Below are 24757 nucleotides of genomic sequence, written 5' to 3'. Positions count from 1 at the left end.
TCCTTCTGCGGCGGGCCTTCGCCGATGTCGCTGCATCGCACGCCGTCGCGGGCCGATCAATCCGCCAGGCGGGGGGCTGGCGCCCGGCGGCGGGTGGCGAGGATGACGCCGCCGAGGATCAGCACGAAGCCGACGCCATGGTAGAGATGCAGTTCCTCGCCCAGCAGCAGCACCGCCAGCAGCACGCCATAGACCGGCATGAGATAGAGAAAATTCGCCGTCACCGGCGCCCCGGCGACCTTGATCGCGTATTGGAACAGGCCGAAGGCGAGCACCGAGGGAAAGAGGGCGAGGAAAGCGATGGCACCCCACGCCTCCCAGGTCGCCGGCGGCACGGCGCCGCTCGCCGCCTCCCACAGCGCCAGCGGGGCGAGGAGCAGCGCACCGGCGAGCGCCGTGGCGGCAAACGCCGTCTGCCCGCCCAGCCGGGCGAGCGGCCCCTGCCGCAGCATCAGCGAATAGGTTGCCCAGGCAATGGCGGCCAGCAGGATGCCGAGGTCGCCGCTGTTGAATTCAAGCCCGAGCAGCCGGCCCGGCTCGCCATGCACGGCGATCAGCGCAATGCCGGCGAAGCCCGCCAGCGAGCCGAGAAGCCGGATCGGCGGCAGCCTCTGGCGTTTCAACAGCGCATCCAGCACCACGATCATCAGCGTCGAGGTGGTGTAGATCAGCGTCGCATTGGTCGCGGTGGTGTGGCGCAGCGCGACATAGACATTGCCGCCGCACAGCACCATGCCGAAGAATCCGAGCAGCAGCACCCGCCACCATTGCCGCCGCAGCACCTCCCGCTCCCGCATCAGCCCGCCGGCGGCGAGCGGCAGCAGCACCGCCGCCGCCAGCAGCCAGCGCCAGAACGCCAGCGACCAGGGCGGCACCAGATCGGCCACCGCCCGGCCAACGATGAGATTGGTGGAGAAGAACAGCGGCATCGCCAGCAGCGCCGCCAGCGCCCAGGGGTCATGGGCGAGGCCGGGGGCTGCGGGCGGCGAGTCGCGGCGGCTGGCGGAGCGGTGTTCCATGGCCGGCCGTGATACACGCTTCCACGCCCGCCGTCCCGGGGCGGGCGGTCCGCCGGGCCTTCCGGCCGCTCTTTTCGCCCGGGCTGCGGCGGGTTAGATAGCGCCACACCGGCCGGCCCCGCGCCGGCCCTTGCCTTTCCGTTTCTGGAGACCGCCGATGCGCCAGCTTCTCGTCATCGTCCTCGCCGCCGGGGAGGGGACGCGCATGCGCTCGGCGCTGCCGAAGGTGCTGCACGCGGTGGCCGGCCGGCCGATGCTCTCCCATGTGCTCGAAACGGCTCTGGCCGCCGGCGCGGCGCGGCTCGCCGTGGTGATCGGGCCCGACCATGACAGGGTCGCCGCCGAGGTGCGCCGGGTGGCGCCGGAGGCCGAGGTCTTCGTGCAGAGCGAGCGGCGCGGCACCGCCCATGCCGTGCTCGCCGCCCGCACGGCGCTGGAGCGCGGCTATGACGATGTGGTGGTCATGTATGGCGACACGCCGCTGGTGCGGCCGGAAACCCTCGCCGCGCTGCGCGCTCCGCTCGCCGAGGGAGCGGCTGTTTCCGTGCTCGGCTTCAGGCCCGCCGATCCCGCCGGCTATGGCCGGCTGGTGACGGAAGGCGGCGAACTTCTCGCCATCCGCGAGGAGAAGGAGGCCAGCGCGGCCGAGCGCGCCATCACCCTGTGCAATGCCGGGCTGATGGCGCTGGACGGGCGCGCCGCCCTCGATCTGCTCGACAGGGTCGACGACGCCAACGCCAAGAAGGAATTCTACCTCACCGATGTGGTCGCCATCGCGCGCGCTGAGGGGCGCGCCGCCGGCGTCTGCGAGGTCGCGGCGGAGGAGGTGGCCGGGGTCAATAGTCGCGCCCAACTCGCCGAGGCCGAGGCGATCCTGCAGCAGCGGCTGCGCGCGCGGGCGCTGGAGGCCGGGGTGACGCTGGTGGCGCCGCAGACGGTGTTCCTCTCCGCCGACACCTGCTTCGGCCGCGATGTGATCGTCGAGCCGAATGTCGTGTTCGGCCCCGGCGTGCGGGTGGAGGACGGCGCCACCATCCGCGCCTTCAGCCATGTGGAAGGCGCCCATGTCGGGCCGGGCGCCATTGTCGGCCCCTTCGCCCGGCTGCGGCCCGGGGCGGCGCTTGGGCAGGGGGTGCATGTCGGCAATTTCGTGGAGATCAAGGCTGCCGAGCTCGGCGCCGGCGCCAAGGTCAACCATCTGGCCTATGTCGGGGATTCCAGCGTCGGGGCGAACACCAATATCGGCGCTGGCACCATCACCTGCAATTATGACGGATACCGCAAGCACCGCACCACCATCGGCGCCAACGCCTTTGTCGGCACCAACAGCCTGCTGGTGGCCCCGGTGAGCGTCGGCGACGGCGCCTATATCGGCACAGGCTCTGTCATCACCGACGACGTGCCGGCGGACGCGCTCGCCATCGGCCGGGCGCGGCAGGTCAACAAGCCGGGGCTGGCGGCGCGGCTGCGCGCGCGGCTCTCCGCCGGGCTCGCGCCGAAGAAATGACACGAAGCCGGCGATACGAAGCGACACCGGAATTGATTTCGGCGCTCGGGTGACGCCCGGTTAAACCCGGCGCTGTAGCCTCGCGGATCGTCGCTTCACGAAAGGGCCCGGCTCATGTGTGGAATCATCGGCATTGTCGGCACCGAGCCGGTTGCGGACCGGCTGGTCGAGTCGCTCAAGCGGCTGGAATATCGCGGCTATGATTCCGCCGGCATCGCGGCGCTGGAAGGCGGGCACATTGCCCGCCGCCGCGCCGAGGGCAAGCTGCGCAATCTGGAGGATGTGCTGCGCCAGGCGCCGCTCGACGGGCGCATCGGCATCGGCCATACGCGCTGGGCGACCCATGGCCGGCCCAGCGTCGCCAATGCCCACCCGCACGCCACCACCGAAGTGGCGGTGGTGCATAACGGGATTATCGAGAATTTCCGCCAGCTCCGCGACGAACTTCTCGCCTCCGGCGCCAATTTCGAAAGCGAGACGGATACCGAAGTCGTCGCCCATCTCGTCACCCGCGAATTGCGCGCCGGCCGCAGCCCGGCCGAGGCGGTGGCGGCGGCGCTGCCGCGTCTTCAGGGCGCCTTCGCGCTCGGTTTCCTGTTCGAGGGTGACGAGGATCTGCTGATCGGCGCCCGCAAGGGCAGCCCGCTCGCCATCGGCTATGGCCGGGGCGAGATGTATCTCGGCTCCGACGCCATCGCGCTGGCGCCCTTCACCGACACCATCGCCTATCTCGACGATGGCGACTGGGCGGTGCTGCGGGCGAAGGGCATCGAGATCCGCGATTCGTCCAATCGGGTGGTCGAGCGCGCGGTGCAGAAGACCACGGCGACCGCCTTCCTGGTCGAGAAGGGCAATTTCCGCCACTTCATGGCCAAGGAGATGCATGAGCAGCCCGAAGTCGTGGCGCACACGCTGGCGCATTATCTCGACATGGCGAACGACACCGTGCAGCTCCCGCCGCTGCCCTTCGACCTCGCCCGGCTGGAGCGCGTGTCGATCGCCGCCTGCGGCACCGCCTATTATGCCGGGCTGATCGCCAAATACTGGTTCGAGCGCTATGCGCGGCTGCCGGTCGAGATCGACGTGGCGTCCGAGTTCCGCTACCGCGAGGCGCCGCTGCCGGCCAATGGCCTCGCCGTCGTCATCTCGCAGTCCGGCGAGACCGCCGACACTCTCGCTTCGCTGCGCTATGCCGGGCAGGAGAAGCAGAACCTTCTCGCGGTGGTCAACGTGCCGACCTCGACCATCGCCCGCGAGGCGCATGCGGTGCTGCCGACGCTGGCCGGGCCGGAGATCGGCGTTGCCTCCACCAAGGCCTTCACCTGCCAGCTTGCGACGCTGGCCGCGCTGGCGGTGGCGGCGGGGCGCGCGCGCGGCGTGATCTCGGCCGAGGAGGAGCGTGGCCTCGTCCACGCGCTGGTGGAAGTGCCGCGGCTGATGAATCGCGCGCTCGATCTCGGCCCGGACATCGAGCACCTCGCCCGTTCCTTCGCCAAGACCAAGGATGTGCTCTATCTCGGCCGTGGCACCTCCTTCCCGCTGGCGATGGAAGGGGCGCTGAAGCTCAAGGAAATCTCCTATATCCACGCCGAGGGCTACCCGGCCGGCGAACTCAAGCACGGGCCGATCGCGCTGATCGACGAGAACATGCCGGTGGTGGTGATCGCCCCCTATGATGGCGTGTTCGAGAAGACCATGTCCAACATGCAGGAAGTGGCGGCGCGCGGCGGACGCATCATCCTCATCACCGACGAGGCCGGCGCGAAGCACGCGGCGCTGGAGACCGAGGCGACGCTGGTGCTGCCGGACATGAATGCGTTCATCACCCCGCTGGTCTATGCCATTCCGATCCAGTTGCTCGCCTATCACACCGCCGTGGTGATGGGCACGGATGTGGACCAGCCGCGCAACCTCGCCAAATCGGTGACGGTCGAGTAGGGGCGACGGCGCGTTAAGGCGCTCGTTTCTTTTCCGTCATCCCGGCGTCGCGAGAGCCGGGATCGCGTGCCGCTCTCGTCATGGAGAGCGATCCCGGATCGGCCTGTGGCCGTCCGGGATGACGGTGTGCGGCTCTCATCCCCGCCCGCGATAGGGCGCGACGCCCTGGTCGGGCAGCCACACGCCCTCCGGCGGGGCGCCGCTCTGCCAGAACACGTCGATCGGGATGCCGCCGCGCGGGTACCAATAGCCGCCGATCCGCAGCCAGCGCGGGCTGAGCAGGCCATGCAGACGCAGGCCGATGGCGACGGTGCAGTCCTCATGGAAGGCGCCATGGTTGCGGAAGCTGCCGAGATAGAGCTTCAGCGATTTCGATTCGACCAGCCAGCCCTCCGGCACATAGTCGATCACCAGTTGGGCAAAGTCCGGCTGCCCGGTCACCGGGCAGAGCGAGGTGAATTCGGGCGCGGTGAAGCGGGCGAGGTAATTCGTGCCGGGATGCGGGTTCGGCACCTTTTCCAGCACCGCCTCGTCGGGGCTGGCGGGCAGGGCGGCCGGGCGGCCGAGCAGGGTCGTGGCCTCGGTGATGTCGGTCATGTCGGGGGCTCCTTCGGGGGGCGGGGCGGGCCATATGTCGCTGGCACCTCTTTCGCATGTCACATGGCCGGAGTAGAAGCGCCTCGACCATCCTGACCGAGCCAAGCATTGGGGAAACGTATGACCGCCATCGTCGATATCGTTGGGCGTGAAATCCTGGACAGCCGCGGCAATCCCACCGTCGAGGTGGATGTGATGCTGGAAGACGGCTCGCAGGGCCGCGCCGCCGTCCCCTCCGGCGCTTCCACTGGCGCGCATGAAGCTGTCGAACTGCGCGACGGCGACAAGGCGCGCTATCTCGGCAAGGGCGTGCTGAAGGCCGTCGAGGCGGTCAATGGCGAGATCTTCGACGCCATTGGCGGCATGGACGCCGAGGACCAGCCGGCCATCGACCAGATTCTGATCGAGCTCGACGGCACGCCGAACAAGTCGCGCCTCGGCGCCAACGCCATTCTCGGCGTCTCGCTGGCACTGGCCAAGGCGGCCGCCGCCGCTCGCGACCTGCCGCTCTACCGCTATGTCGGCGGCGTCAACGCCCGCACCCTGCCGGTGCCGATGATGAACATCATCAATGGCGGCGCCCATGCCGACAACCCGATCGACTTCCAGGAATTCATGATCCTGCCGGTCGGCGCCCCGACTTTCGCCGAAGGCCTGCGCACCGGCGCGGAAATCTTCCACACGCTGAAGAAGGCGCTGAAAGACGCCGGCCACAACACCAATGTGGGCGACGAGGGCGGCTTCGCCCCGAACCTGCCGTCCGCCGACGCCGCGCTCGCCTTTGTCGTCAAGGCGATCGAGACCGCCGGCTACAAGCCGGGCGAGGATGTGTTCATCGGCCTCGACTGCGCCGCGACCGAGTTCTTCAAGAACGGCAAGTATGATTATGAGGGCGAGGGCGCCGTGCGCGATATCGAGGCGCAGGTGAAGTATCTCGCCGATCTCGTCGGCCGCTACCCGATCTGCACCGTCGAGGACGGCATGGCCGAGGACGACTGGGAGGGCTGGAAGCTGCTCACCGACACCATCGGCTCCAAGTGCCAATTGGTGGGTGACGATCTGTTCGTCACCAATGTCACCCGCCTGTCGGCCGGCATCAAGCAGGGCGTCGCCAACTCGATCCTCGTCAAGGTCAACCAGATCGGCTCGCTCACCGAGACGCTGAACGCGGTGGAGATGGCGCACAAGGCCGGCTACACCGCCGTCATGTCGCACCGCTCCGGCGAGACCGAGGATTCGACCATCGCCGACCTCGCGGTGGCGACGAATTGCGGGCAGATCAAGACCGGCTCGCTGGCCCGCTCGGACCGCACCGCCAAGTACAACCAGCTTCTGCGCATCGAGCAGGAACTGGGCCCGCAGGCGATCTATGCCGGCCGCGCGGCGCTGAAGGCGCTGGCCTGACACAGGGCAGCCCGCTCCCGAATTGAGAAGGCCCCCGTCCTCGTGGCGGGGGCCTTTTTCATTGGCGCTGATGGGGTGGTGATGGGCGCCGGCGGGAGCGCGGGGAGGGGGCCGAAGGCCCCGCCTCACCGCTTCAGGCGTTCATATTCCGCCTTCAGGCGCTGGAGGTCGGCGACCTGAGGCGCGTCGGGCTCCAGCACGCCGCCGCTGATCTCCAGCGCGGTAATGGGCCACAGGCGCTCCACGAGCGCGGGAATCTCGGATGTCGGCACCGCCGCCATGCGCGCATCCATGGCGCAAAGGGCGCGGGCTCGTTCCTCATTGTTACGGGTCATGCGTCGGCCTCCGTGCGTCCGGCCGGAGCCGGAACCACCGGGGAAGCTGCTCCGGTTCAGGCACGGCGTCGGATCCACGCCGGCTTGGCAACACCGACGCTAGCACGGGGCACCGGCGGGCTCTGTCCACAACCGCACAGAGGCCGGTAGCGACAGGCAGGCGGCGAGGTCACGTTCCCGCCATCGCGCCCTGCCGGAAGCGGAGCGTGCCGAGGCCCGCCGAGGCGGGCACGGCGCGGAAAGAAGCGTTCCCCGGCATTAGCGTTAACCGCGCCTCAACCGGGGCAATCTAGGCTGCGGGACATGATCATTCGCACCCGCTGGCGCTCCTTCTTTCAGACCGTCATTCTCCACCTCGGAGCGGCGGCGCTGATCGCCTATTTCGCCTTCCAGGGCTATAATGGCCAATATGGCCTGCTCGCCCGCCGCACCTTCGAGCAGCAGCATGCCGAGCTGACGCAGGAGCGCGACAAGCTGCGCGCCCAGCGCAAGGCGCTACAGGCCAAGGTGGCGCTGATGTCGCCCGATCTGGTCGATGCCGACATGCTCGACGAGCAGGCGCGGGAATTGCTGAACCTCATTCACCCCAGGGATCTGGTGCTGTTGCGCGTGCCGGCCGGCACTCAGGCCAACTGACCGAAAATTCATCGGGTGGCCCATTTCCTGGCATGCCAGGAAATGATGCAGTGGAAACCTCGCTATTCCAGCGGCTTAACTGAATTTGAGCTAAATCGAGTTCTGAACCGAATATCAGTTCAAATGCCGAAACCATTGCGCGCGCAACATGTTGTGCGTCGCAGCATTGCGTTCAGCGCGTAGCGCGGCGGCCAAAGGTGCGTTATTAACGTGCCGACTTTGTCCCCGAGCTGAGGATGCGCCATGGTAGTTGCCGCCAACAAATCGGCCACTGGAAGAGCCCCCGCCGCGAAAGCACCGGCCCGGGCCGCAGCCAAGGGTTCGGCCCGCCGGACCGACAAGCCGACGGCGGTCGCCGAGTTCACCAAGGAGCAGGAGCTCGACGCCTATCGCCGGATGCTGGAAATCCGCCGCTTCGAGGAAAAGGCCGGCCAGCTCTACGGCATGGGCCTCATCGGTGGCTTCTGCCATCTCTATATCGGCCAGGAGGCCGTCGTCGTCGGCATGCAGGCGGCCCTCAAGGAGGGCGACCAGGTCATCACCGGCTATCGCGACCATGGCCACATGCTCGCCTGCGGCATGGATCCGAAGGGCGTCATGGCCGAACTCACCGGCCGGCGCGGCGGCTATTCCAAGGGCAAGGGCGGCTCGATGCACATGTTCAGCATCGAGAAGGGCTTTTTCGGTGGCCACGGCATTGTCGGCGCCCAGGTCTCGCTCGGCACCGGCCTCGCCTTCGCCAATCATTACCGCGACAACGGCAATGTGACCCTGGCCTATTTCGGCGACGGCGCCGCCAATCAGGGCCAGGTCTATGAGAGCTTCAACATGGCGGAGCTCTGGAAGCTGCCGGTCGTCTACATCATCGAGAACAATAAATACGCCATGGGCACCGCGGTGAACCGCGCCTCCGCCCAGACCGATTTCTCCAAGCGTGGCTCCTCCTTCAACATTCCCGGCGAGCAAGTCGACGGCATGGATGTGCGGGCGGTGCAGGCCGCCGGCGAGCGCGCGGTGGAATTCGCCCGCTCCGGCAAGGGCCCCTATATCCTCGAAATGCTCACCTACCGCTATCGCGGCCACTCCATGTCCGATCCGGCCAAGTACCGGTCGAAGGAGGAGGTGCAGAAGATGCGCACCGAGCACGATCCGATCGAGCAGGTGCGCAGCCGGCTGCTGGAAAAGAAGTGGGCCACCGAGGAAGAGCTGAAGGCGATCGACGCCGAACTGCGTGACCTGATGAACGGGGCGGCGGATTTCGCCAGCGCCGATCCGGAGCCGGACCCGTCCGAGCTCTACACCGACATTCTGCGCTGAGCGCGGGTCCATGCTGGCCGGTTTCTTCTGGGTCACCCTCGTCGCCGGTGTCTCGGCGGCGGTGGTTCTCTGGGTGCTCGCCGCGCGGGTGGCGATCGGCATCGTCCGGGTGTCCGGCGCCTCCTCCGGGGGCATCGTCGGAGCACTGTTCTGGCCGTTCGGGGCGCGGCAGATGGCGGGCGCCGCTCCGGCCGAGGCAACGCTGCTGAACAAGATGCTGGTCGCCTTCTTCGCCGCCCTTCTCGTCGCCATCGCCTCGATGGCCGTCTACAGCAATCTCACTCTGGTGCTTCCGGCACCGACGCCGTGACGCGCGATTTTTGACGCACGTTTCTTGACGCACGTTTCCTGGGGAACGCCGCCATGCCGACCGAAGTTCTCATGCCTGCCCTCTCGCCGACGATGGAGAAGGGCAACCTCGCCAAGTGGCTCAAGAAAGAGGGCGATCAGGTCCGGTCCGGCGACGTGATCGCCGAGATCGAGACCGACAAGGCCACGATGGAAGTCGAGGCCATTGACGAGGGCACCCTCGGCAAGATCCTGGTGCCGGAGGGCACGCAGGATGTGGCGGTGAACACCCCGATCGCCGTCATTCTCGCCGAGGGCGAGGAGGCGGGCGCCATCTTGACGCCCCGCCCGCAGGCCGCCGAGTCCGCGCCTCCGGTCGCCGCCGCGCCGGTCGAGCCTTCCCCGGTCACCGCCTCCGCCCCGGCGACGCTCGCCGTTGTCAATTCCGCCGTCGCCGCCCCGCCCCAGCCGGAGGCGCTGCCTGAGCCGGACGTTCCCGCGGGCACGGAGGTCGTCAGCCAGACCATGCGCGAGGCGCTGCGCGACGCCATGGCCGAGGAAATGCGCCGCGACGGCGACGTGTTCGTCATGGGCGAGGAAGTCGCGGAATATCAGGGCGCCTACAAGATCACCCAGGGCCTGCTGCAGGAATTCGGCGCCCGCCGCGTCATCGACACGCCGATCACCGAGCACGGCTTCGCCGGTGTCGGCGTCGGCGCGGCGATGGCCGGGCTGAAGCCCATCGTCGAGTTCATGACCTTCAATTTCGCCATGCAGGCGATCGACCAGATCATCAACTCCGCCGCCAAGACCCACTATATGTCCGGCGGCCAGATCGGCTGCTCCATCGTGTTCCGTGGTCCCAACGGCGCAGCGGCCCGCGTCGCCGCCCAGCACAGCCAGGACTACACCGCCTGGTACAGCCACATCCCCGGCCTCAAGGTGATCGCGCCCTATACGGCGGCGGACGCCAAGGGCCTGCTCAAGGCGGCGATCCGCGATCCCAACCCGATCATCTTCCTTGAGAACGAGATTCTCTACGGCCACTCCTCGCCGGTGCCGAAGCTCGATGATTTCGTCCTCCCCATCGGCAAGGCGAAGATCGCCCGACCCGGCAAGGACGTGACGCTGGTGTCCTGGTCGATCGGCATGAGCTACGCGCTCAAGGCGGCGGAGGAACTCGCCAAGCTCGGCATTGAGGCGGAAGTCATCGACCTGCGCACCATCCGCCCGATGGATGTGCCCGCCATCGTCGCCTCGGTGCAGAAGACCGGGCGCTGCGTGACGGTGGAGGAAGGCTGGCCGCAGGCCGGCGTCGGCGCCGAGATCGTCGCCCAGCTCATGGAAAAGGCGTTCGACTATCTGGACGCCCCGGTGCTGCGGGTGACCGGCAAGGATGTGCCCATGCCCTATGCCGCCAATCTGGAGAAGCTGGCCTTGCCGTCGGTGCAGGACGTCATCGACGCTGCCCGCGCCGTCACCTATCGCTGAGGTCGGAGAAGCGCCATGCCCGTCGAAATCCTGATGCCGGCCCTCTCCCCCACCATGGAGAAGGGCAATCTCGCCAAATGGCTGAAGAAGGAGGGCGACAAGGTCGCTCCCGGCGATGTCATCGCCGAAATTGAGACCGACAAGGCCACGATGGAGGTCGAGGCCATTGACGAGGGCACGCTGGCGAAGATCGTGGTGCCGGAAGGCACCGCCGATGTGCCGGTGAACCAGCTCATCGCCGTGCTCGCCACCGAGGGCGAGGATGTGAGCGCTGTGGCCGCCGGCGGCGGCGCGGCCCCGGCCAAGGCGTCGGCGGAAGCCCCCAAGGCTGAGGCTCCCAAGGCTGAGGCGCCGAAGGCGGAAGCCGCGCCGGCACCCGCTGCCCCGGCCGCTCCCGCCCCTGCGGCGGCTCCCGCTCCCGCCGCGTCCGGCGAGCGTGTGTTCGCCTCGCCGCTGGCGCGTCGCCTCGCCAAGGAGAAGGGCGTCGACCTCGCTGCGGTGAAGGGCTCCGGCCCGCATGGTCGCGTCGTTGCCGCCGATGTCGAGGCTGTTCCCGCCGGCGGCGCCGCCAAGGCCCCCGCTGCCGCCGCGTCCGCTCCCACGTCCGCCCCGGCCGCCGCGCCGGCGCCGGTGTCGAACAGCGCGCTGTTGGAGCAGGTGAAGACCTTCTACGAGGCCGGCACCTATGAGGAAGTGCCGCTCGACGCCATGCGCCGCGTCATCGCCCAGCGCATGACCGAGGCGCGGCAGACGGTGCCGACCTTCTACCTCACCGTCGATTGCGACGTGGACGCGCTGTTGAAGCTGCGCGAGGAGCTGAACAAGGCGGCGCCGGAGAAGGACGGCAAGCCGGCTTACAAGCTCTCGGTCAACGACTTCGTCATCAAGGCCTATGCGCTCGCCTTCCAGCAGGTGCCGGATGCGAACATGGTGTGGGGCGGCGACCGCTACCTCAAGCTCAAGCATTCCGATATCGGCGTCGCGGTGGCGATCGACGGCGGCAAGGGCCTGCTGACGCCGATCATCCGCAAGGCCGAGACCAAGACGCTGTCGGCGATCTCCAACGAGACCCGCGACTTCGCCGCCCGCGCCCGCAACAAGAAGCTGATGCCGCACGAATATCAGGGCGGCTCCTCGGCGATCTCCAATCTCGGCATGTTCGGCATCAAGGACTTCACCGCCATCATCAACCCGCCGCACGCCACCATTCTCGCGGTGGGCGCCAGCGAGCAGCGGGCGGTGGTGAAGAAGGGCGAACTGGCCGTCGCCACCGTGATGACCGTCACCATCTCCTGCGACCACCGGGTGATGGACGGCGCCATGGGCGCGCAGCTGATCGGCGCCTTCAAGGCGATCATCGAAAAGCCCATGTCGATGCTGGTCTGAGGAACGATCATGGCTGCAAACTACGACGTTCTCTTCATCGGCTCCGGCCCCGGCGGCTATGTCGGGGCGATCCGCGCCGCGCAGCTCGGCCTCAAGGTCGGCGTCATCGAGCGCACCCATATTGGCGGCATCTGCCCGAACTGGGGCTGCATCCCGGCCAAGGCGCTGCTGCGCTCGGCGGAGATCTACCACTATATCGAGCACGCCAAGGATTACGGTCTCGTCGCCGAGAAGTTCGGCGTCGACATCTCCGGCGTGGTCAAGCGCTCGCGCGGCATCGCGGCGCAGATGAGCAATGGCGTCGGCTTCCTGTTGAAGAAGAACAAGGTCGATGTGATCTGGGGCCAGGCGACCCTGACCGCGCCGGGCAAGGTGACGGTGGCGGCTGTGGCCGAGCCGGCGCCGAAGGGCGCGCTGGCGGCGGGGGAGTACACCGCCAAGAACATCGTCATCGCCACCGGCGCCCGTCCTCGCGCGCTGCCGGGCATCGAGCCGGACAAGAAGCTGATCTGGACCTATTTCGAGGCGCTGGCCCCGGCGAGCGTGCCGAAATCGCTGCTGATCATGGGCTCAGGCGCCATCGGCGTCGAATTCGCCACCTTCTACAAGACGATGGGCTCGGACGTGACCATCGTCGAGCTGCTGCCGCAGATCCTGCCCGTCGAAGATGCCGAGATCGCCGAGCACGCGCGCAAGCGCTTCGAGAAGCAGGGCATCAGGATTCTCACCGGCGCCAAGGTCTCCAAAGTGGTGAAGGGCGCGGACAGCGTCACCGCCACCATCGAGACCGCCGACGGCAAGGTCGAGACCCTCACCGCCGAGCGGCTGATTTCCGCCGTCGGTGTGGTCGGCAATATCGAGAATCTCGGCCTTGAGACGCTGGGCGTGAAGACCGACCGCGGCTGCGTGGTGGTGGACGGCCTGTGCCGCACCAATGTGCCGGGCGTGTGGGCCATCGGCGATGTCGCCGGCCCGCCCATGCTGGCGCACAAGGCCGAGCATGAAGGCGTGATCGCGGCGGAAGCCATCGCCGGCAAGCATGCCCATGCCATGGACAAGCTGATGATTCCCGGCTGCACCTACTGCATGCCGCAGATCGCTTCCGTCGGCCTCACCGAGAAAAAGGCGAAGGAAGCCGGCTTTGAGATCAAGGTCGGCCGCTTCCCCTTCATCGGCAATGGCAAGGCGGTGGCGCTGGGCGAGCCGGACGGGCTGGTGAAGACCATTTTCGACGCCAAGACCGGCCGCCTGCTCGGCGCGCATCTCGTCGGCGCCGAGGTCACCGAGCTCATTCAGGGCTTCGTGCTGGCGATGAATCTGGAAACCACCGAGGAAGAGCTGATCAACGCGGTCTTCCCGCACCCGACGGTTTCTGAAACGATGCATGAGAGCGTGCTCAGCGCCTATGGGCGGGCGATCCACGTCTGAGGGAGGGGCGGCTGCCTGCCGCCCTTGTTCTCGGCCGCGCGGAACGCCACATGCATGTGCAACATGGGCCTGATGGGGGCGTGAAATGACGGGCGTGGGGTTCTTCGGGGCGATCATCATCGGCATTCTCGCCGGCTGGATCGCCGAAAAGTCGCTGGGGCGCAGCCATGGGCTGCTGACCAATCTCATCGTCGGCATCATCGGCTCGTTTCTCGGCGCGGTGCTGTTCACCGCGCTGAACATCAATGTCGAGGCCGGGTGGATCGGGAGCTTGATCGTCTCGACGGTCGGCGCCATCGTGCTGCTGTTCCTGCTCGGCCTGTTCCGGCGCTGACGCAGGTCTCGTGAAGCGGCGCCGCCCGCGTCGCCTCGCCCCCGAACCAGAAGGGACCGCAACGGCCATGATGGCCCTGCGGTCCGGGAAAGCCGCCCATGGTCGTCGTTCTCAACACGCTCAATCGCGCTCTCGAAAAGCCCCGCCATCCCGAGAAGGCGAAGCGGGCGGAAACACCTGTTCTGAAGAAGCCGGAATGGATCCGCGTGCGCGCGCCCGGCACGCCGGGTTGGCAGGAAACCGCGAATATCGTGCGCGCCAACGGCCTCGTCACCGTGTGCGAGGAGGCGAGCTGCCCGAATATCGGTGAGTGCTGGCAGAAGAAGCACGCCACCTTCATGATCATGGGCGACACCTGCACCCGCGCCTGTGCCTTCTGCAATGTCCGCACCGGCATGCCCGGCCCGCTCGACCGCGACGAGCCGCAGAAGGTGGCGGATGCGGTGGCCCGGCTGGGCCTCGAACATGTCGTCGTCACCTCGGTCGACCGCGACGATCTCGCCGATGGCGGCGCCGCGCATTTCGCCCGCACCATCCGCGCCATCCGCGCCACCAGCCCGACCACGACGATCGAAATCCTCACTCCCGATTTCCTGCGCAAGGAGGGGGCGCTGGAGGTGGTAGTGGCGGCGCGGCCGGACGTGTTCAACCACAATCTGGAATGCGTGCCCTCGCTCTATCTGAAGGTGCGGCCGGGCGCGCGCTATTTCCATTCGCTGCGGCTGCTGCAGCGGGTGAAGGAACTCGACCCGTCCATCTTCACCAAGTCCGGCATCATGGTCGGGCTTGGGGAGGTGCGGCACGAGGTGCTGCAGCTCATGGACGATCTGCGCTCCGCCGATATCGACTTCATGACCATCGGCCAGTATCTGCAGCCGACCCGCAAGCACCACCCTGTGATGGCCTTCGTGACGCCGGAGGAGTTCAAATCCTACGAGACGGTGGCCTATGCCAAGGGCTTCCTCATGGTGTCGTCGAGCCCGCTGACGCGCTCCTCCCACCATGCCGGCGAGGATTTCGCCCGGCTGCGCGCGGCGCGGGCCGGCAAGGCGGCCGTGGGGGCGGGTGTGGCGGCCGCGGCGGTTCCCGCCTGACCATGCCGTCCTTCACCAATAAAAGGCGCGTGCGCCACTCCGCCACCGACATGTTCGACCTGGTGGCGGATGTGGAGCGCTACCCGGAATTCGTGCCGCTGTGCGAGAGCCTGCATGTGCGCCGCCGCGTGGCGAGCGGGGAGGGCGTCGACATCCTCGTCGCCGATATGAGCGTGGCCTACAAGATGTTCCGCGAGAGCTTCACCAGCCGGGTGACGCTCGACCGGCCGCGCCTGTCCATTGTCGTGGAATATCTCGACGGGCCGTTCAGCCGGCTGGAGAACCGCTGGAGCTTCCGGCCCGACGGCGAGGCGGCGAGCGAGGTCGATTTCTACATCGCCTATGAGTTCCGCTCCCGCACGCTTGGCCTGTTGATGGGCGCGATGTTCGACGCCGCCTTCCGCCGCTTCGCCGAAGCCTTCGAGCACCGCGCCGACGAGGTTTACGGCCGGCGGGCCGAGGTGGGGTAGGGGGAGCGGGCCAGCCGATGCGCCTGTTCCAATATGCGATCCTGGGCCGTCTTCAGGATGCTGTCACGGCTTAAATGCCATCGGTCATCCCTCAGGACCCGCATCACCGTTTCCGACGCGCGTACGGTTGCGAGCCCTTTCAGTTGGCGGCGATACCGATCCGGCAGGCGTTCAATCACTCCATAGGGTAGCGAACTGACAATGGACGCGGGTTCGAGACCGAGGCTCCTGCGCCAGTCATCCCATTTGAATTGGCTGGTTCTCCCTTCCGTGGGTCCGCTGCTTATACGGCATGGAGCCCAAGGAATACGGAAGGCGTCAGCGAGGATGGCGCCATGCATGGCCTCGGTGACGACTTTGTCCGCCGTTTTCAGCGTTGCGATGAACCGATCGACGCCGGAGGTGATCGGCAACGGCTGAAGGCCGGTGTCACGGCATACCCGTTCAATGACGTTCACCGGCGTATCGAAATAGGGGATGAAAAGCGACGAAGATCGTCGGGCCGGCGGCGGCTGCTGGGCTGGCGAGGGCGGATTAAAGCACGCCGAGCTTTCCGGAGCGACGGTCGAATAAAGCGGCGTCAGGACCGCCGGGTCGCTGATATGCTCTATCTCCCCATATCCCATCGCCGAGAGAGCCGCAGAGCTCAATGGGCCGCGCACGAAGCGGATATCGACATCGGGGCGAAGAGGCATAGCTTTCATCGGCCCCCTCATGCCCGCACCAAAGACTGTCGCACCGTTCGGGTGCGGCTGGCAGAACACCCGCTCGTCGAGAACCGAGCCGATTCCGAAGAAGCGCCGGCCCGCAGCGTGCTCAAGAAACTCGCGGCCAAATAGCCGGGGCCAGAGCCACGGATTCAGGTCGTCGCCGACATTGCCATTTGGAGACTTCCAGTAAAATATCTCCATAAGACTCGGGCCATCATTACCGATTGAAAAAGGGAATGGTATGATACAATACTACTTTCGATGTAATGATATTCTGTTAAACAAATATGTCCAGCCAATTTCGTTGGCTGCTATATAGTTCTGCGTCGTGCGCGTATTTATGAAACCTCGTGGGCCAAATGTGTAATCGTCCCTAATCTCTCTCAAAATAAATCCATTGTCATATAGAAGCGCAGATATCATCTCGGCATCCATCCCGCGCCGCTCCAGGATGTCCGGGCTGATCTCGATTAGAATATAACGAATGCGTCCTTCGGAAAGATATGTACCTAGACTGCGCAGGGCGTCGATCTCGAAGCCTTCTATGTCCAGCTTTATTAGGTCAACTGTCGCTATATCGAGAGACGATAGTATATCGTCAAGGCGTCGCCCTGCTACCGTCAGTCTTGTCGTATGAATGCCGGTCAATTCGACAAGCGAATGATTTGAGTGTCCCCCTCCACTGTGCAGGTAGACGTCACGAGCCTCCTCCGTTATGGCGTTCTCAATGACTGTGACCTGTAGATCGCGCATGTTTGAGCGAAGGCGTGCAGCGTTTTCCGGGTGCGCCTCAATCGCGACTATGCGGCCGCTGCTTCCCGTAGCGCTCGCAAACTGGCGGGTGAAGTACCCGACATGGGCGCCGCCATCAACAGCAACATCCCCCGGGCCAAGAATTTGTCGGGCGACCAGCGTTGTGGGGTGCTCAAGCAATGATAACGAATATTCGAATTTCCAGACTGCGCCTGCCGAACTGAATGGTGTTGTCATAGGCGTTGTGTCGGATCGGCCGATCAATAAATCCGCAATAAAATTCAGAAGTCTACCGAAAAGAGGAATGCGATTCGCGATCTTAACAAGAAGCCAGCGGACTCGATAATACTCTCGGCTCAGCCTGTCGAAAAAACCAAGAGAGCGACACGCTCCGGTCCCGCGAAGAAAAGAAATACAGCCATCCATCGCCCCGCCGCGGCGACGCATCGGCCCGGTGTAATGGATGATGAAATCATCAGGGAGTGCCGGAGGCACGATTTTATTCCATCGTTCATCTAATATTTTGGTCTTTTCGGCGAAATTGGTCTTTTTCAGAAAATGGATAAAATGACCATTTTCGCCATACTCCGTGATCCGATCTCCAAGTGTTACCCTGTCTTCCACAGGAATAATTATGTCTTTATTCGACAGGCATTCGTCCAAAAAACGGGTGGACATAGATTCGTTGCCGCCACGGAAAATAACAACTCCTGAATTTGGTCGCCCCGATGATCCATTGGCAATGAATATGTCATGATCGCTGTGTTCGTTTATTAAGTCCGTAAAACGTGGTGTGGTTTCTCGTATGTACGCATCGGAGTCAATTAACAAGACATCGCGTCCTGTCGATAGAATGTCAATGCACACCTGCACTTTCGACCAGTACGGCGTCAGGTCGGGATTCGGATTGGTTGTCAATAAATGGTGATAAAAGCCATACCTTTCAGCGTAACGTTTCTGACTTTCTATACAATCAAGCCAAAGTCGATGGAATCCGTTAGTAGCAATGCAGACAATGGTTGGGCGATTGTCCCGCATGGTGATTTGTCATTCCTTCCGAAGGGCAATTATTCAAATGGTTACACGAAGCGTGATCATGATGTGCTGGGTCAGCTATGCGCGCAGGGTAGAGGGCCCCTCCTGTTTCAGCAGCCTCTCCAGCCCTGCGCGCTGGCGCTGGTTCCAGTCCGCCGCTGCAAGGCGCGCCTGCGTCCCTTCGCGGGCGCAGCGCTCGGGGTCGAGGGTCAGCGCGCACAGCGCGTCGGCATAGGCGCTCCAGTCGCCATCGGGCAGGATGCGCAGACCGTCGCCGGCGAGCGCGCCGAGCCCGCGTGCGCCGGTCTCTGTGGCGATCACAGGGGCACCCGCAGCCAGCGATTCCAGCGCCTTCACCGAGATGCCGGAGCCGCTCAGCACCGGGTTGAGCGAGATCGGCGCGCGCGCAAAGACATCGCCCAGCCGGTCGAAGCGGCCGAATTTGTCGACGCGCGGATGGTCCGGCACGGCGGCGCAGATCGCGCCGGCGAGCAACAGGCGGAATTCCGGGTCGCGGCGGATCACCTCCGGCAGGCCCCGCTCCAGAAACAGCGCCAGCGCCTGAACATTGGCGCTGTTGGACGAGGCGACAAAGGTCGCCCGGTGCGGGGGGCCCGGCAAGACGGAGCTGGGCAATACGTGGCCGGGCGTGGGGTCATCCGTGCGGGGCAGGAAATGGCTCACCACCCGCACAAGCGGCGCGTGCGGTTCGCCCCGCAGCATGGCGGCGAAGGCTGCCGCCTCGGCCTCCTGAATGGCGAGCACGCCGTCAGCGCGCGCCAGCCCCCGCCGCTCGGCCCGCGGGCGCAGCGACACCCAGTAGGAATCGCCGAGGCCAGTGGCGGCGTAGCCGACATGCCGGTTGGAGAATTGGTCATGGGTGTCGATCAGTTTGCGCACCTGCCCGGGCAGGCCGACGAGAACGGCGGAATGGAAGACATATTCCACGATGCACGCCTCGCAGCCGCGCGTGTGGATGATCGCCTGCGCCGCCCGGACGGTTTCGCCTGATATATGCGAATCGAGCGGGCGCCAGTAGCGCCAGGGCGTGTCGATGCGCGCCAGCTTGGACAGGCGCGACACCGCCCGGACCGGGAACGCCTTCAGCCATTTGGCGAGCCGCGCCGGCGCGGATAGCCGGGTCAGGTCGTAAAAATTGCCCGCGCCGACCAGCGCTTCATGGCGGGCGGCGCTTTCCGGCGCGTCATAGGGGCCGCTGGGAATCTGGATGAAGATCACCTCATGGCCGAGTTCCTGCAGCGCCTGAATCAGGCCGAGCACGCGCGCCCGATTGCCGGCCGTGGTGGGATAGACCGGTATGTGCGAGACAACCGCCAGCCGCATCCGCGCCGCCATCCGTTTCCGTGATCAGGTGAGAGTGCGTCTCCGCGCCGAGAATGCAAGCCGCTTATGCGGGCGCCGCGCGGTTCGGTCAGTCGGCGGCGCCGGCGAGTTCCGCCAGCATGGCCAGCGCCGTGAGCACGGAGAGACGGCGCACGCCGGCGCGATCCTGGCCGGTGAAGATCTCCCGCCGCGTGATCAGCTTCCCCGTGGCGGTGCCGGCGGCGAAATGAACGAGGCCGACCGGCTTCGCTTCCGAGCCGCCGCCCGGCCCGGCTATGCCGGTGACGGAAACGCCGAGCGAGGTTCTCGCCACGCGCAGCAGGCCGGCCACCATCTCGCGCGCGGTTTCCTCGCTCACCGCGCCGTGCAGGTCGAGCGTCGCCGCTGCGACGCCGAGCACCTCCCGCTTCGCGGCATTGGAGTAGGTGACGAAGCCGCGGTCGACCACGTCGGACGAACCGGCAATCTCGGTCAGCGCGCCGGCGACAAGTCCCCCGGTGCAGGATTCGGCGGTGGCGACGGTCAGTCCCCGAGCGCGGCACAGGTCGAGCACCCGCATCGCCGCAAGCTGGATGGCGTCATGGCTCTCGCTCATCGGGCGCTCCTCTCAGTCCACCCAGGGCAGGCGGACCGTGGCGGCGGCGAGCGCGGCAATGCCCTCGCGCCGGCCAGTGAAGCCCAGCCTTTCGCTGGTCGTCGCCTTCACGCTGACCCGCGCCACGGCAATGTCAACGATGGCGGCGATCCGCTCGCGCATCGCCTCGCGATGCGGGCCGATCTTCGGCGCCTCGCAGACCACCGTGGCGTCGAGATGGGCGATGCGCCCGCCGGCCGCGCGCACCAGGGCGGCGGCATGGGCGAGAAACTGGTCGGAGGCCGCGCCCTTCCATTGCGGGTCCGAGGGCGGGAAATGATGGCCGATATCACCGCTGCCGATCGTGCCGAGCAGCGCGTCGGTCAGCGCATGCAGCACCACATCGGCATCGGAATGGCCGGCCAGGGCGAAGTCGTGGGGAAGGCGCACGCCGCCCAGCATGACATGGTCGCCGGGCCCGAAAGCGTGCACGTCGAAGCCGGTCGCGGTGCGGATATCGGCGAGTTCGGCCAGCAGATGACGTTCGGCGGTCACGAAATCCTCGCGTGTGGTCAGTTTGAAATTGGCGGGATCGCCGGGGAAGGCGGCGACGCGGTGGCCGGCGGCTTCCGCCACGGCGGCGTCGTCGGTCAGGTCGTCCGCTCCCGCAGCCGCCCGATGCGCGGCGAGGATGAGGTCGTAGCGGAAGGCTTGCGGCGTCTGCACGCCGCGCACGGCGTTGCGGTCGGGGCCGCTGGCGAGATGGCCGGGGGGCGCGACCGCCTTCAGCGTGTCGACCACCGGCAGGGCAGGGACCGCGGCGCCCTCGGCGGCGGCGGTGGCGATCGCCTGCGCCACCAGCCGGGGCGAGACGAATGGCCGCGCCGCATCGTGAATGAGCACCAGATCGGGCGGATCCTGCGCCAGCGCTTCCAGCCCCGCCCGCACCGAGGCCTGCCGCGTCGCCCCGCCGGTCACCGGCGCGTGCACGCCCGGAAGCTCCGCCAGCGCCTGCGCGCACAAGGCCGCGTGTTCCGCCGAAATCACCGGCAGTACATGGCGGATGCCGGGCTGGCCGCGAAACGCTTCGAGCGTGCGGCGCAGCACCGGCGCGCCGCCGAGGAGGCGGTATTGCTTGGGAAGGCCCTCGCCCGCTCGCAGCCCGCTGCCGGCCGCAACCACGATCACGTCGGTCCGCATTGCCTGGTGCATCGCCCTTCCGCTGGCTGCCGCTTCCGCGCGCAGACTTGCCCTCGCGGCTCGTTTAGCGCAAAAGCGGCACGTCTTTGCAAAAGATTTGACTTACACCCTTCGCATGGGTTGATGACGCGCTCGGCATGGCTATTATCTAGGCACCGCTGGTCGGGCTTATTTAATGTGCATCGAGTGATCGCCGCTTGACCCTTCAGTCTTCTCCCATTGGCACTCTTCAGATCGGCAGCGTCGCTGTGCCGGGTGCGGCGGTGCTTGCGCCGATGGCGGGCATCACCGATGCGCCACTGCGCCGCATGGTGCTGCGCTATGGCGCGGCGCTCGCCGTGTCGGAAATGGTCGCCGCCGGCGCCTTCGAAACCGGGCATGAGGAGACCGTGCTGCGGGCGGAAGGGGCGGGCGTGGCGATCCATGCCGTCCAGCTTGCCGGCAACGAGCCCGAATCGCTGGGCCGCGCCGCCCGCCTCGCGGAAGCCGCCGGGGCGGCCTTGATCGACATCAATATGGGCTGCCCGGCCAAGCGGGTGACCACCGGCCTTGCCGGCTCGGCGCTGCTGCGCGACCTCGATCTCGCCACCCGCCTCATCGCGGCGGTCGTGGCGGCGGTGCGAGTGCCGGTCACGCTGAAGACCCGGCTCGGCTGGGACGACGCCGCGCTTGTCGCGCCGGAACTCGCCCGCCGGGCGGAAGCGCTCGGCGTGCAGATGATCACCATTCACGGGCGTACGCGCTGCCAGTTCTATACCGGCCGCGCCGACTGGTCGGCGATCCGCGCGGTCAAGGACGCCGTTTCCATTCCCGTGCTCGCCAATGGCGATCTGGTGGCGGTGGAGGAGGCGCCGGCGATGCTCGCCGCCTCGGGCGCCGATGGGGTGATGATCGGCCGTGGCGCACAGGGGCGCCCGTGGTTTCCCGGTCAGGTCGCCGCCTTCCTGCGCAGCGGCGCGGTGCCGGACGATCCGCCGCTGGCCGAGCAGCGCGACGTGCTGATCGAGCTTTATGAAGGCTGGTTGTCGCATTACGGGCGTGAGCTCGGCATGCGCTGCGCGCGCAAGCATATCGGCTGGTCGCTGGCCGCCACTACGGCGAGCGCCGGCCGCCCGCCGGAGCTGGCCGCCCAGTGGCGCCGGCGGCTTCTGACGCTTGAGGATCCGGCGCGCGTCGTCACCGGAATCCGCGACGCCTATGACGACATTGGATGGAGAGAAGCTGCATGAGTTCGGTTTCCTCGCAACGGCCGGGCCCGCGCGCGAGCAACGCGACCGCGGAAGCGGTGGTGAATGCACTGCCGCACCCCGTCATCACGGTGGCGGACGACAATCGCCTGGTCGATGCGAATGTGGCGGCGGAAGCCTTTTTCGAGGCGTCGCTGGCGGTGCTGGTGCGGCACCGGCTGCAGGAATTCGTGCCATTCGGCAGCCCGATCCTGTCGCTGGTGGAGCAGGTGCGCACGCGCGGCGCAGCGGTGAACGAGTATCGCGTCGATCTCGGCACCCCGCGCAATGGCGGCGAGCGCATCGTCGATATTCACGTCGCGCCCCTGGCGGAGGCGCCCGGTCATGTCGTCATCATGCTGCAGGAGCGCACCATTGCCGACAAGATGGACCGCCAGCTCACCCATCGCGGTGCCGCCCGTTCGGTGACGGCGCTCGCCTCCATGCTGGCGCATGAGATCAAGAACCCGCTCTCCGGCATTCGCGGCGCGGCGCAATTGCTGGAACTCTCCGCCAGCGACGATGATCGCTCGCTCACCCGGCTGATCACCGACGAGGCCGACCGCATCGTCAAGCTGGTCGATCGGATGGAAGTGTTTTCCGACGAGCGGCCGATTGCGCGCGAGCCGGTCAATATCCACGCCGTGCTGGAGCATGTGCGCACGCTGGCGAGCACCGGTTTCGCCCGCAACATACGCTTCGTCGAGGAGTACGACCCCTCGCTGCCGCCGGTGCTGGCCAATCGCGACCAACTGGTGCAGGTGTTCCTCAATCTGGTGAAGAACGCGGCCGAAGCCATTGGCGATTCACCCGATGGTGAAATCCAGCTCACCACGGCCTTCCGTCCCGGCGTGCGGCTTATGGTGCCCGGCGCCCCGGCACGGGTGAGCCTGCCGCTGGAATTCTGCGTGCGCGACAACGGTCCCGGCGTGCCGGAAGACCTGATGCCGCACCTGTTCGATCCCTTCGTCACCACCAAGCCGACCGGCACGGGTCTGGGCCTGGCGCTGGTGGCGAAGATCGTCGGCGACCATGGCGGCATCATCGAATGCGACAGCCAGCCGCGCCGCACCACCTTCCGTGTCCTCATGCCCATGTACCGCGCCAGCCGCGGTGACGAGAAGAGTTGAGAGCCGCCATGCCGACGGGAAGTATCCTGGTTGCCGATGACGACGCCGCCATCCGCACCGTGCTCAATCAGGCGCTGTCGCGGGCGGGCTATGAGGTGCGCTCCTGCGGCAATGCGGCCACGCTGTGGCGCTGGGTCAGCCAGGGCGACGGCGATCTCGTGATCACCGATGTGGTGATGCCGGACGAGAACGCCTTCGACCTGCTGCCCCGCATCAAGAAGGTGCGCCCGGACCTGCCGGTCATCGTCATGAGCGCGCAGAACACCTTCATGACCGCGATCCGCGCCTCGGAGAAGGGTGCCTATGAATATCTGCCCAAGCCCTTCGACCTGAAGGAGCTGATCTCCATCGTCGGTCGCGCCCTCTCCGAACCGAAGAAGCCGGAGAACGCTCTGAAGGGGCTGGGCGAGGACGCCGACAACATCCCGCTGGTCGGCCGCTCGCCGGCGATGCAGGACATCTACCGCGTGCTGGCGCGGCTGATGCAGACCGATCTCACCGTGATGATCGCCGGCGAGAGCGGCACCGGCAAGGAACTGGTCGCGCGCGCGCTGCATGATTACGGCAAGCGCCGCAACGGGCCGTTCGTCGCCATCAACATGGCGGCGATCCCGCGCGACCTCATCGAATCCGAGCTGTTCGGTCATGAGAAGGGGGCGTTCACTGGCGCCAATGCGCGCTCGGCCGGCCGCTTCGAGCAGGCGGAGGGCGGCACGCTGTTCCTCGACGAGATCGGCGACATGCCGATGGAGGCGCAGACAAGGCTGCTGCGCGTGCTGCAGCAGGGGGAATACACCACGGTCGGCGGGCGCACCGCGATCAAGACCGATGTGCGCATCGTTGCCGCTACCAACAAGGATCTGCGCATCCTCATCCAGCAGGGACTGTTCCGCGAAGACCTGTTCTTCCGCCTCAACGTCGTGCCGCTGCGCCTGCCGCCGCTGCGCGAACGTGCGGAGGACGTGCCGGACCTCGCCCGCCACTTCTTCCTGCAGGCCGAGCGCGAGGGGCTGCCGCGCAAGCAGATCGACGCCGCCGCGCTCGACCGGCTGAAGCGCTACCGCTGGCCGGGCAATGTGCGCGAGCTGGAAAACCTGATCCGTCGCCTCGCCGCGCTCTACCCGCAGGAGGTCATCACCGGCTCGATCATCGAGGCGGAACTCTCGACCCCGGTGGCGCCGCCGACGCCGGAGGAGAACGGCCAGGACGAAACGCTTTCCGCCTCGGTCGAGCGCCACCTCAACGCCTATTTCGGCGGCTTCGGCGAGAATCTGCCCCCGCCCGGCCTCTATCACCGCATTCTCAAGGATGTGGAATATCCGCTGTTGTCTGCCGCGCTGGCGGCGACGCGCGGCAACCAGATCAAGGCGGCTGAATTGCTGGGCCTCAACCGCAACACACTGCGCAAGAAGATCCGGGATCTGGACATCCAGATAATCCGCACCAGTCGGTGAGCGCCTTACGCCCTCGCAAATTAAGGCGGGGGCGGCTCATCATTGTCACATTTTTGCACCAGTGTCGTATCACTGCATCAGTCGGGC

23 protein-coding genes are annotated in these 24757 nt (G+C 66.6%); 15 read left to right on the top strand and 8 right to left on the bottom strand.

Annotation, left to right across the window (positions count from 1 at the left end; all coding sequences use genetic code 11):
* Positions 1-56: 56 nt before the first annotated feature.
* Positions 57-1019, bottom strand: a complete 963-nt coding sequence (locus AAC979_RS08345; protein ID WP_371346355.1) for a DMT family transporter — start codon at positions 1017-1019, stop codon at positions 57-59.
* A 157-nt stretch (positions 1020-1176) separates the two neighbouring features.
* Between AAC979_RS08345 and glmU the strand changes: the two genes are divergently transcribed.
* Entirely contained in the window at positions 1177-2526 is a 1350-nt protein-coding gene (glmU, locus tag AAC979_RS08340; RefSeq protein WP_371346353.1) for a bifunctional UDP-N-acetylglucosamine diphosphorylase/glucosamine-1-phosphate N-acetyltransferase GlmU, read from the top strand.
* A gap of 114 nt (positions 2527-2640) precedes the next feature.
* Complete coding sequence (gene glmS / locus AAC979_RS08335) at positions 2641-4464, top strand: glutamine--fructose-6-phosphate transaminase (isomerizing) (RefSeq protein WP_371346352.1); 1824 nt, start codon at positions 2641-2643, stop codon at positions 4462-4464.
* A 135-nt stretch (positions 4465-4599) separates the two neighbouring features.
* Here the strand turns inward: glmS and queF are convergent, their stop codons facing one another.
* Positions 4600-5061, bottom strand: a complete 462-nt coding sequence (queF, locus tag AAC979_RS08330; protein WP_371346351.1) for a preQ(1) synthase — start codon at positions 5059-5061, stop codon at positions 4600-4602.
* 120 nt (positions 5062-5181) lie between these two features.
* On the opposite strand from queF, the gene eno reads away from it, so the two are divergent.
* Positions 5182-6465: a phosphopyruvate hydratase gene (gene eno, locus AAC979_RS08325; RefSeq protein ID WP_371346349.1), complete on the top strand. Its 1284-nt coding sequence runs from the start codon at positions 5182-5184 to the stop codon at positions 6463-6465.
* A gap of 125 nt (positions 6466-6590) precedes the next feature.
* On the opposite strand, the gene AAC979_RS08320 is transcribed toward eno, so the two are convergent.
* Positions 6591-6800, bottom strand: coding sequence for a hypothetical protein (locus tag AAC979_RS08320; RefSeq protein ID WP_371346348.1), 210 nt, complete (start codon positions 6798-6800; stop codon positions 6591-6593).
* Positions 6801-7103: 303 nt separating this feature from the next.
* On the opposite strand from AAC979_RS08320, the gene AAC979_RS08315 reads away from it, so the two are divergent.
* From AAC979_RS08315 to AAC979_RS08275, 9 genes are all read left to right on the top strand, one after another.
* Complete coding sequence (locus AAC979_RS08315) at positions 7104-7436, top strand: septum formation initiator family protein (protein WP_371346347.1); 333 nt, start codon at positions 7104-7106, stop codon at positions 7434-7436.
* A gap of 243 nt (positions 7437-7679) precedes the next feature.
* The gene (gene pdhA / locus AAC979_RS08310; protein ID WP_371346346.1) at positions 7680-8753 is read left to right on the top strand and encodes a pyruvate dehydrogenase (acetyl-transferring) E1 component subunit alpha; all 1074 of its coding nucleotides are present in this window, start codon (positions 7680-7682) and stop codon (positions 8751-8753) included.
* A gap of 10 nt (positions 8754-8763) precedes the next feature.
* Positions 8764-9063, top strand: a complete 300-nt coding sequence (locus AAC979_RS08305) for a hypothetical protein (RefSeq protein WP_371346344.1) — start codon at positions 8764-8766, stop codon at positions 9061-9063.
* Positions 9064-9116: 53 nt separating this feature from the next.
* Positions 9117-10532 (top strand): pyruvate dehydrogenase complex E1 component subunit beta, encoded by a 1416-nt coding sequence (locus tag AAC979_RS08300; protein ID WP_371346343.1) that lies wholly within the window; start codon positions 9117-9119, stop codon positions 10530-10532.
* A 15-nt stretch (positions 10533-10547) separates the two neighbouring features.
* A complete protein-coding gene (locus AAC979_RS08295) occupies positions 10548-11918 on the top strand; it encodes a pyruvate dehydrogenase complex dihydrolipoamide acetyltransferase (protein ID WP_371346342.1) in 1371 nt (456 codons plus the stop codon).
* A gap of 9 nt (positions 11919-11927) precedes the next feature.
* Positions 11928-13346, top strand: coding sequence for a dihydrolipoyl dehydrogenase (gene lpdA / locus AAC979_RS08290; RefSeq protein WP_371346341.1), 1419 nt, complete (start codon positions 11928-11930; stop codon positions 13344-13346).
* Positions 13347-13431: 85 nt separating this feature from the next.
* A complete protein-coding gene (locus tag AAC979_RS08285) occupies positions 13432-13680 on the top strand; it encodes a GlsB/YeaQ/YmgE family stress response membrane protein (protein WP_371346339.1) in 249 nt (82 codons plus the stop codon).
* 98 nt (positions 13681-13778) lie between these two features.
* The gene (gene lipA / locus AAC979_RS08280) at positions 13779-14774 is read left to right on the top strand and encodes a lipoyl synthase (RefSeq protein WP_371346338.1); all 996 of its coding nucleotides are present in this window, start codon (positions 13779-13781) and stop codon (positions 14772-14774) included.
* A 2-nt stretch (positions 14775-14776) separates the two neighbouring features.
* Entirely contained in the window at positions 14777-15244 is a 468-nt protein-coding gene (locus AAC979_RS08275) for a type II toxin-antitoxin system RatA family toxin (RefSeq protein ID WP_371346336.1), read from the top strand.
* Here the strand turns inward: AAC979_RS08275 and AAC979_RS08270 are convergent.
* From AAC979_RS08270 to AAC979_RS08250, 5 genes are all read right to left on the bottom strand, one after another.
* On the bottom strand, positions 15217-16155 hold the full coding sequence (locus AAC979_RS08270) for a polysaccharide pyruvyl transferase family protein (protein WP_371346335.1): 939 nt from the start codon (positions 16153-16155) through the stop codon (positions 15217-15219). The genes AAC979_RS08275 and AAC979_RS08270 overlap by 28 nt on opposite strands.
* Before the next feature lie 51 nt (positions 16156-16206).
* Complete coding sequence (locus tag AAC979_RS08265) at positions 16207-17745, bottom strand: FkbM family methyltransferase (protein ID WP_371346334.1); 1539 nt, start codon at positions 17743-17745, stop codon at positions 16207-16209.
* A gap of 75 nt (positions 17746-17820) precedes the next feature.
* A complete protein-coding gene (locus AAC979_RS08260) occupies positions 17821-19086 on the bottom strand; it encodes a glycosyltransferase (protein ID WP_371346333.1) in 1266 nt (421 codons plus the stop codon).
* Positions 19087-19174: 88 nt separating this feature from the next.
* Positions 19175-19681: a CinA family protein gene (locus AAC979_RS08255; protein WP_371346332.1), complete on the bottom strand. Its 507-nt coding sequence runs from the start codon at positions 19679-19681 to the stop codon at positions 19175-19177.
* Between the two features lie 12 nt (positions 19682-19693).
* On the bottom strand, positions 19694-20872 hold the full coding sequence (locus AAC979_RS08250) for a bifunctional 2-C-methyl-D-erythritol 4-phosphate cytidylyltransferase/2-C-methyl-D-erythritol 2,4-cyclodiphosphate synthase (protein ID WP_371346331.1): 1179 nt from the start codon (positions 20870-20872) through the stop codon (positions 19694-19696).
* A 185-nt stretch (positions 20873-21057) separates the two neighbouring features.
* On the opposite strand from AAC979_RS08250, the gene dusB reads away from it, so the two are divergent.
* The 3 genes from dusB to ntrC are packed head-to-tail and all read left to right on the top strand — an operon-like array spanning position 21058 to position 24670.
* Entirely contained in the window at positions 21058-22089 is a 1032-nt protein-coding gene (dusB, locus tag AAC979_RS08245) for a tRNA dihydrouridine synthase DusB (RefSeq protein ID WP_371346329.1), read from the top strand.
* Positions 22086-23216, top strand: coding sequence for a nitrogen regulation protein NR(II) (locus AAC979_RS08240; protein WP_371346328.1), 1131 nt, complete (start codon positions 22086-22088; stop codon positions 23214-23216). Before dusB ends, AAC979_RS08240 begins: the two co-directional genes overlap by 4 nt.
* Before the next feature lie 8 nt (positions 23217-23224).
* Positions 23225-24670, top strand: a complete 1446-nt coding sequence (gene ntrC / locus AAC979_RS08235) for a nitrogen regulation protein NR(I) (RefSeq protein ID WP_244376460.1) — start codon at positions 23225-23227, stop codon at positions 24668-24670.
* The last annotated feature ends 87 nt before the right edge of the window (positions 24671-24757 follow it).

It is taken from the genome of Ancylobacter sp. IITR112, from assembly GCF_041415945.1.
GTDB lineage: Bacteria > Pseudomonadota > Alphaproteobacteria > Rhizobiales > Xanthobacteraceae > Ancylobacter.
Note: the sequence above shows the minus strand (reverse complement) of the source record. Positions and strands in the feature narration are given on the sequence as shown.

Excerpts from the sequence above, each read along its gene's own strand:
- AAC979_RS08345 (WP_371346355.1), bottom strand. The coding sequence starts at position 1,019 with ATGGAACACCGCTCCGCCAGCCGCCGCGACTCGCCGCCCGCAGCCCCC.
- glmU (WP_371346353.1), top strand. The coding sequence starts at position 1,177 with ATGCGCCAGCTTCTCGTCATCGTCCTCGCCGCCGGGGAGGGGACGCGC.
- glmS (WP_371346352.1), top strand. The coding sequence starts at position 2,641 with ATGTGTGGAATCATCGGCATTGTCGGCACCGAGCCGGTTGCGGACCGG.
- queF (WP_371346351.1), bottom strand. The coding sequence starts at position 5,061 with ATGACCGACATCACCGAGGCCACGACCCTGCTCGGCCGCCCGGCCGCC.
- eno (WP_371346349.1), top strand. The coding sequence starts at position 5,182 with ATGACCGCCATCGTCGATATCGTTGGGCGTGAAATCCTGGACAGCCGC.
- AAC979_RS08320 (WP_371346348.1), bottom strand. The coding sequence starts at position 6,800 with ATGACCCGTAACAATGAGGAACGAGCCCGCGCCCTTTGCGCCATGGAT.
- AAC979_RS08315 (WP_371346347.1), top strand. The coding sequence starts at position 7,104 with ATGATCATTCGCACCCGCTGGCGCTCCTTCTTTCAGACCGTCATTCTC.
- pdhA (WP_371346346.1), top strand. The coding sequence starts at position 7,680 with ATGGTAGTTGCCGCCAACAAATCGGCCACTGGAAGAGCCCCCGCCGCG.
- AAC979_RS08305 (WP_371346344.1), top strand. The coding sequence starts at position 8,764 with ATGCTGGCCGGTTTCTTCTGGGTCACCCTCGTCGCCGGTGTCTCGGCG.
- AAC979_RS08300 (WP_371346343.1), top strand. The coding sequence starts at position 9,117 with ATGCCGACCGAAGTTCTCATGCCTGCCCTCTCGCCGACGATGGAGAAG.
- AAC979_RS08295 (WP_371346342.1), top strand. The coding sequence starts at position 10,548 with ATGCCCGTCGAAATCCTGATGCCGGCCCTCTCCCCCACCATGGAGAAG.
- lpdA (WP_371346341.1), top strand. The coding sequence starts at position 11,928 with ATGGCTGCAAACTACGACGTTCTCTTCATCGGCTCCGGCCCCGGCGGC.
- AAC979_RS08285 (WP_371346339.1), top strand. The coding sequence starts at position 13,432 with ATGACGGGCGTGGGGTTCTTCGGGGCGATCATCATCGGCATTCTCGCC.
- lipA (WP_371346338.1), top strand. The coding sequence starts at position 13,779 with ATGGTCGTCGTTCTCAACACGCTCAATCGCGCTCTCGAAAAGCCCCGC.
- AAC979_RS08275 (WP_371346336.1), top strand. The coding sequence starts at position 14,777 with ATGCCGTCCTTCACCAATAAAAGGCGCGTGCGCCACTCCGCCACCGAC.
- AAC979_RS08270 (WP_371346335.1), bottom strand. The coding sequence starts at position 16,155 with ATGGAGATATTTTACTGGAAGTCTCCAAATGGCAATGTCGGCGACGAC.
- AAC979_RS08265 (WP_371346334.1), bottom strand. The coding sequence starts at position 17,745 with ATGCGGGACAATCGCCCAACCATTGTCTGCATTGCTACTAACGGATTC.
- AAC979_RS08260 (WP_371346333.1), bottom strand. The coding sequence starts at position 19,086 with ATGCGGCTGGCGGTTGTCTCGCACATACCGGTCTATCCCACCACGGCC.
- AAC979_RS08255 (WP_371346332.1), bottom strand. The coding sequence starts at position 19,681 with ATGAGCGAGAGCCATGACGCCATCCAGCTTGCGGCGATGCGGGTGCTC.
- AAC979_RS08250 (WP_371346331.1), bottom strand. The coding sequence starts at position 20,872 with ATGCACCAGGCAATGCGGACCGACGTGATCGTGGTTGCGGCCGGCAGC.
- AAC979_RS08240 (WP_371346328.1), top strand. The coding sequence starts at position 22,086 with ATGAGTTCGGTTTCCTCGCAACGGCCGGGCCCGCGCGCGAGCAACGCG.
- ntrC (WP_244376460.1), top strand. The coding sequence starts at position 23,225 with ATGCCGACGGGAAGTATCCTGGTTGCCGATGACGACGCCGCCATCCGC.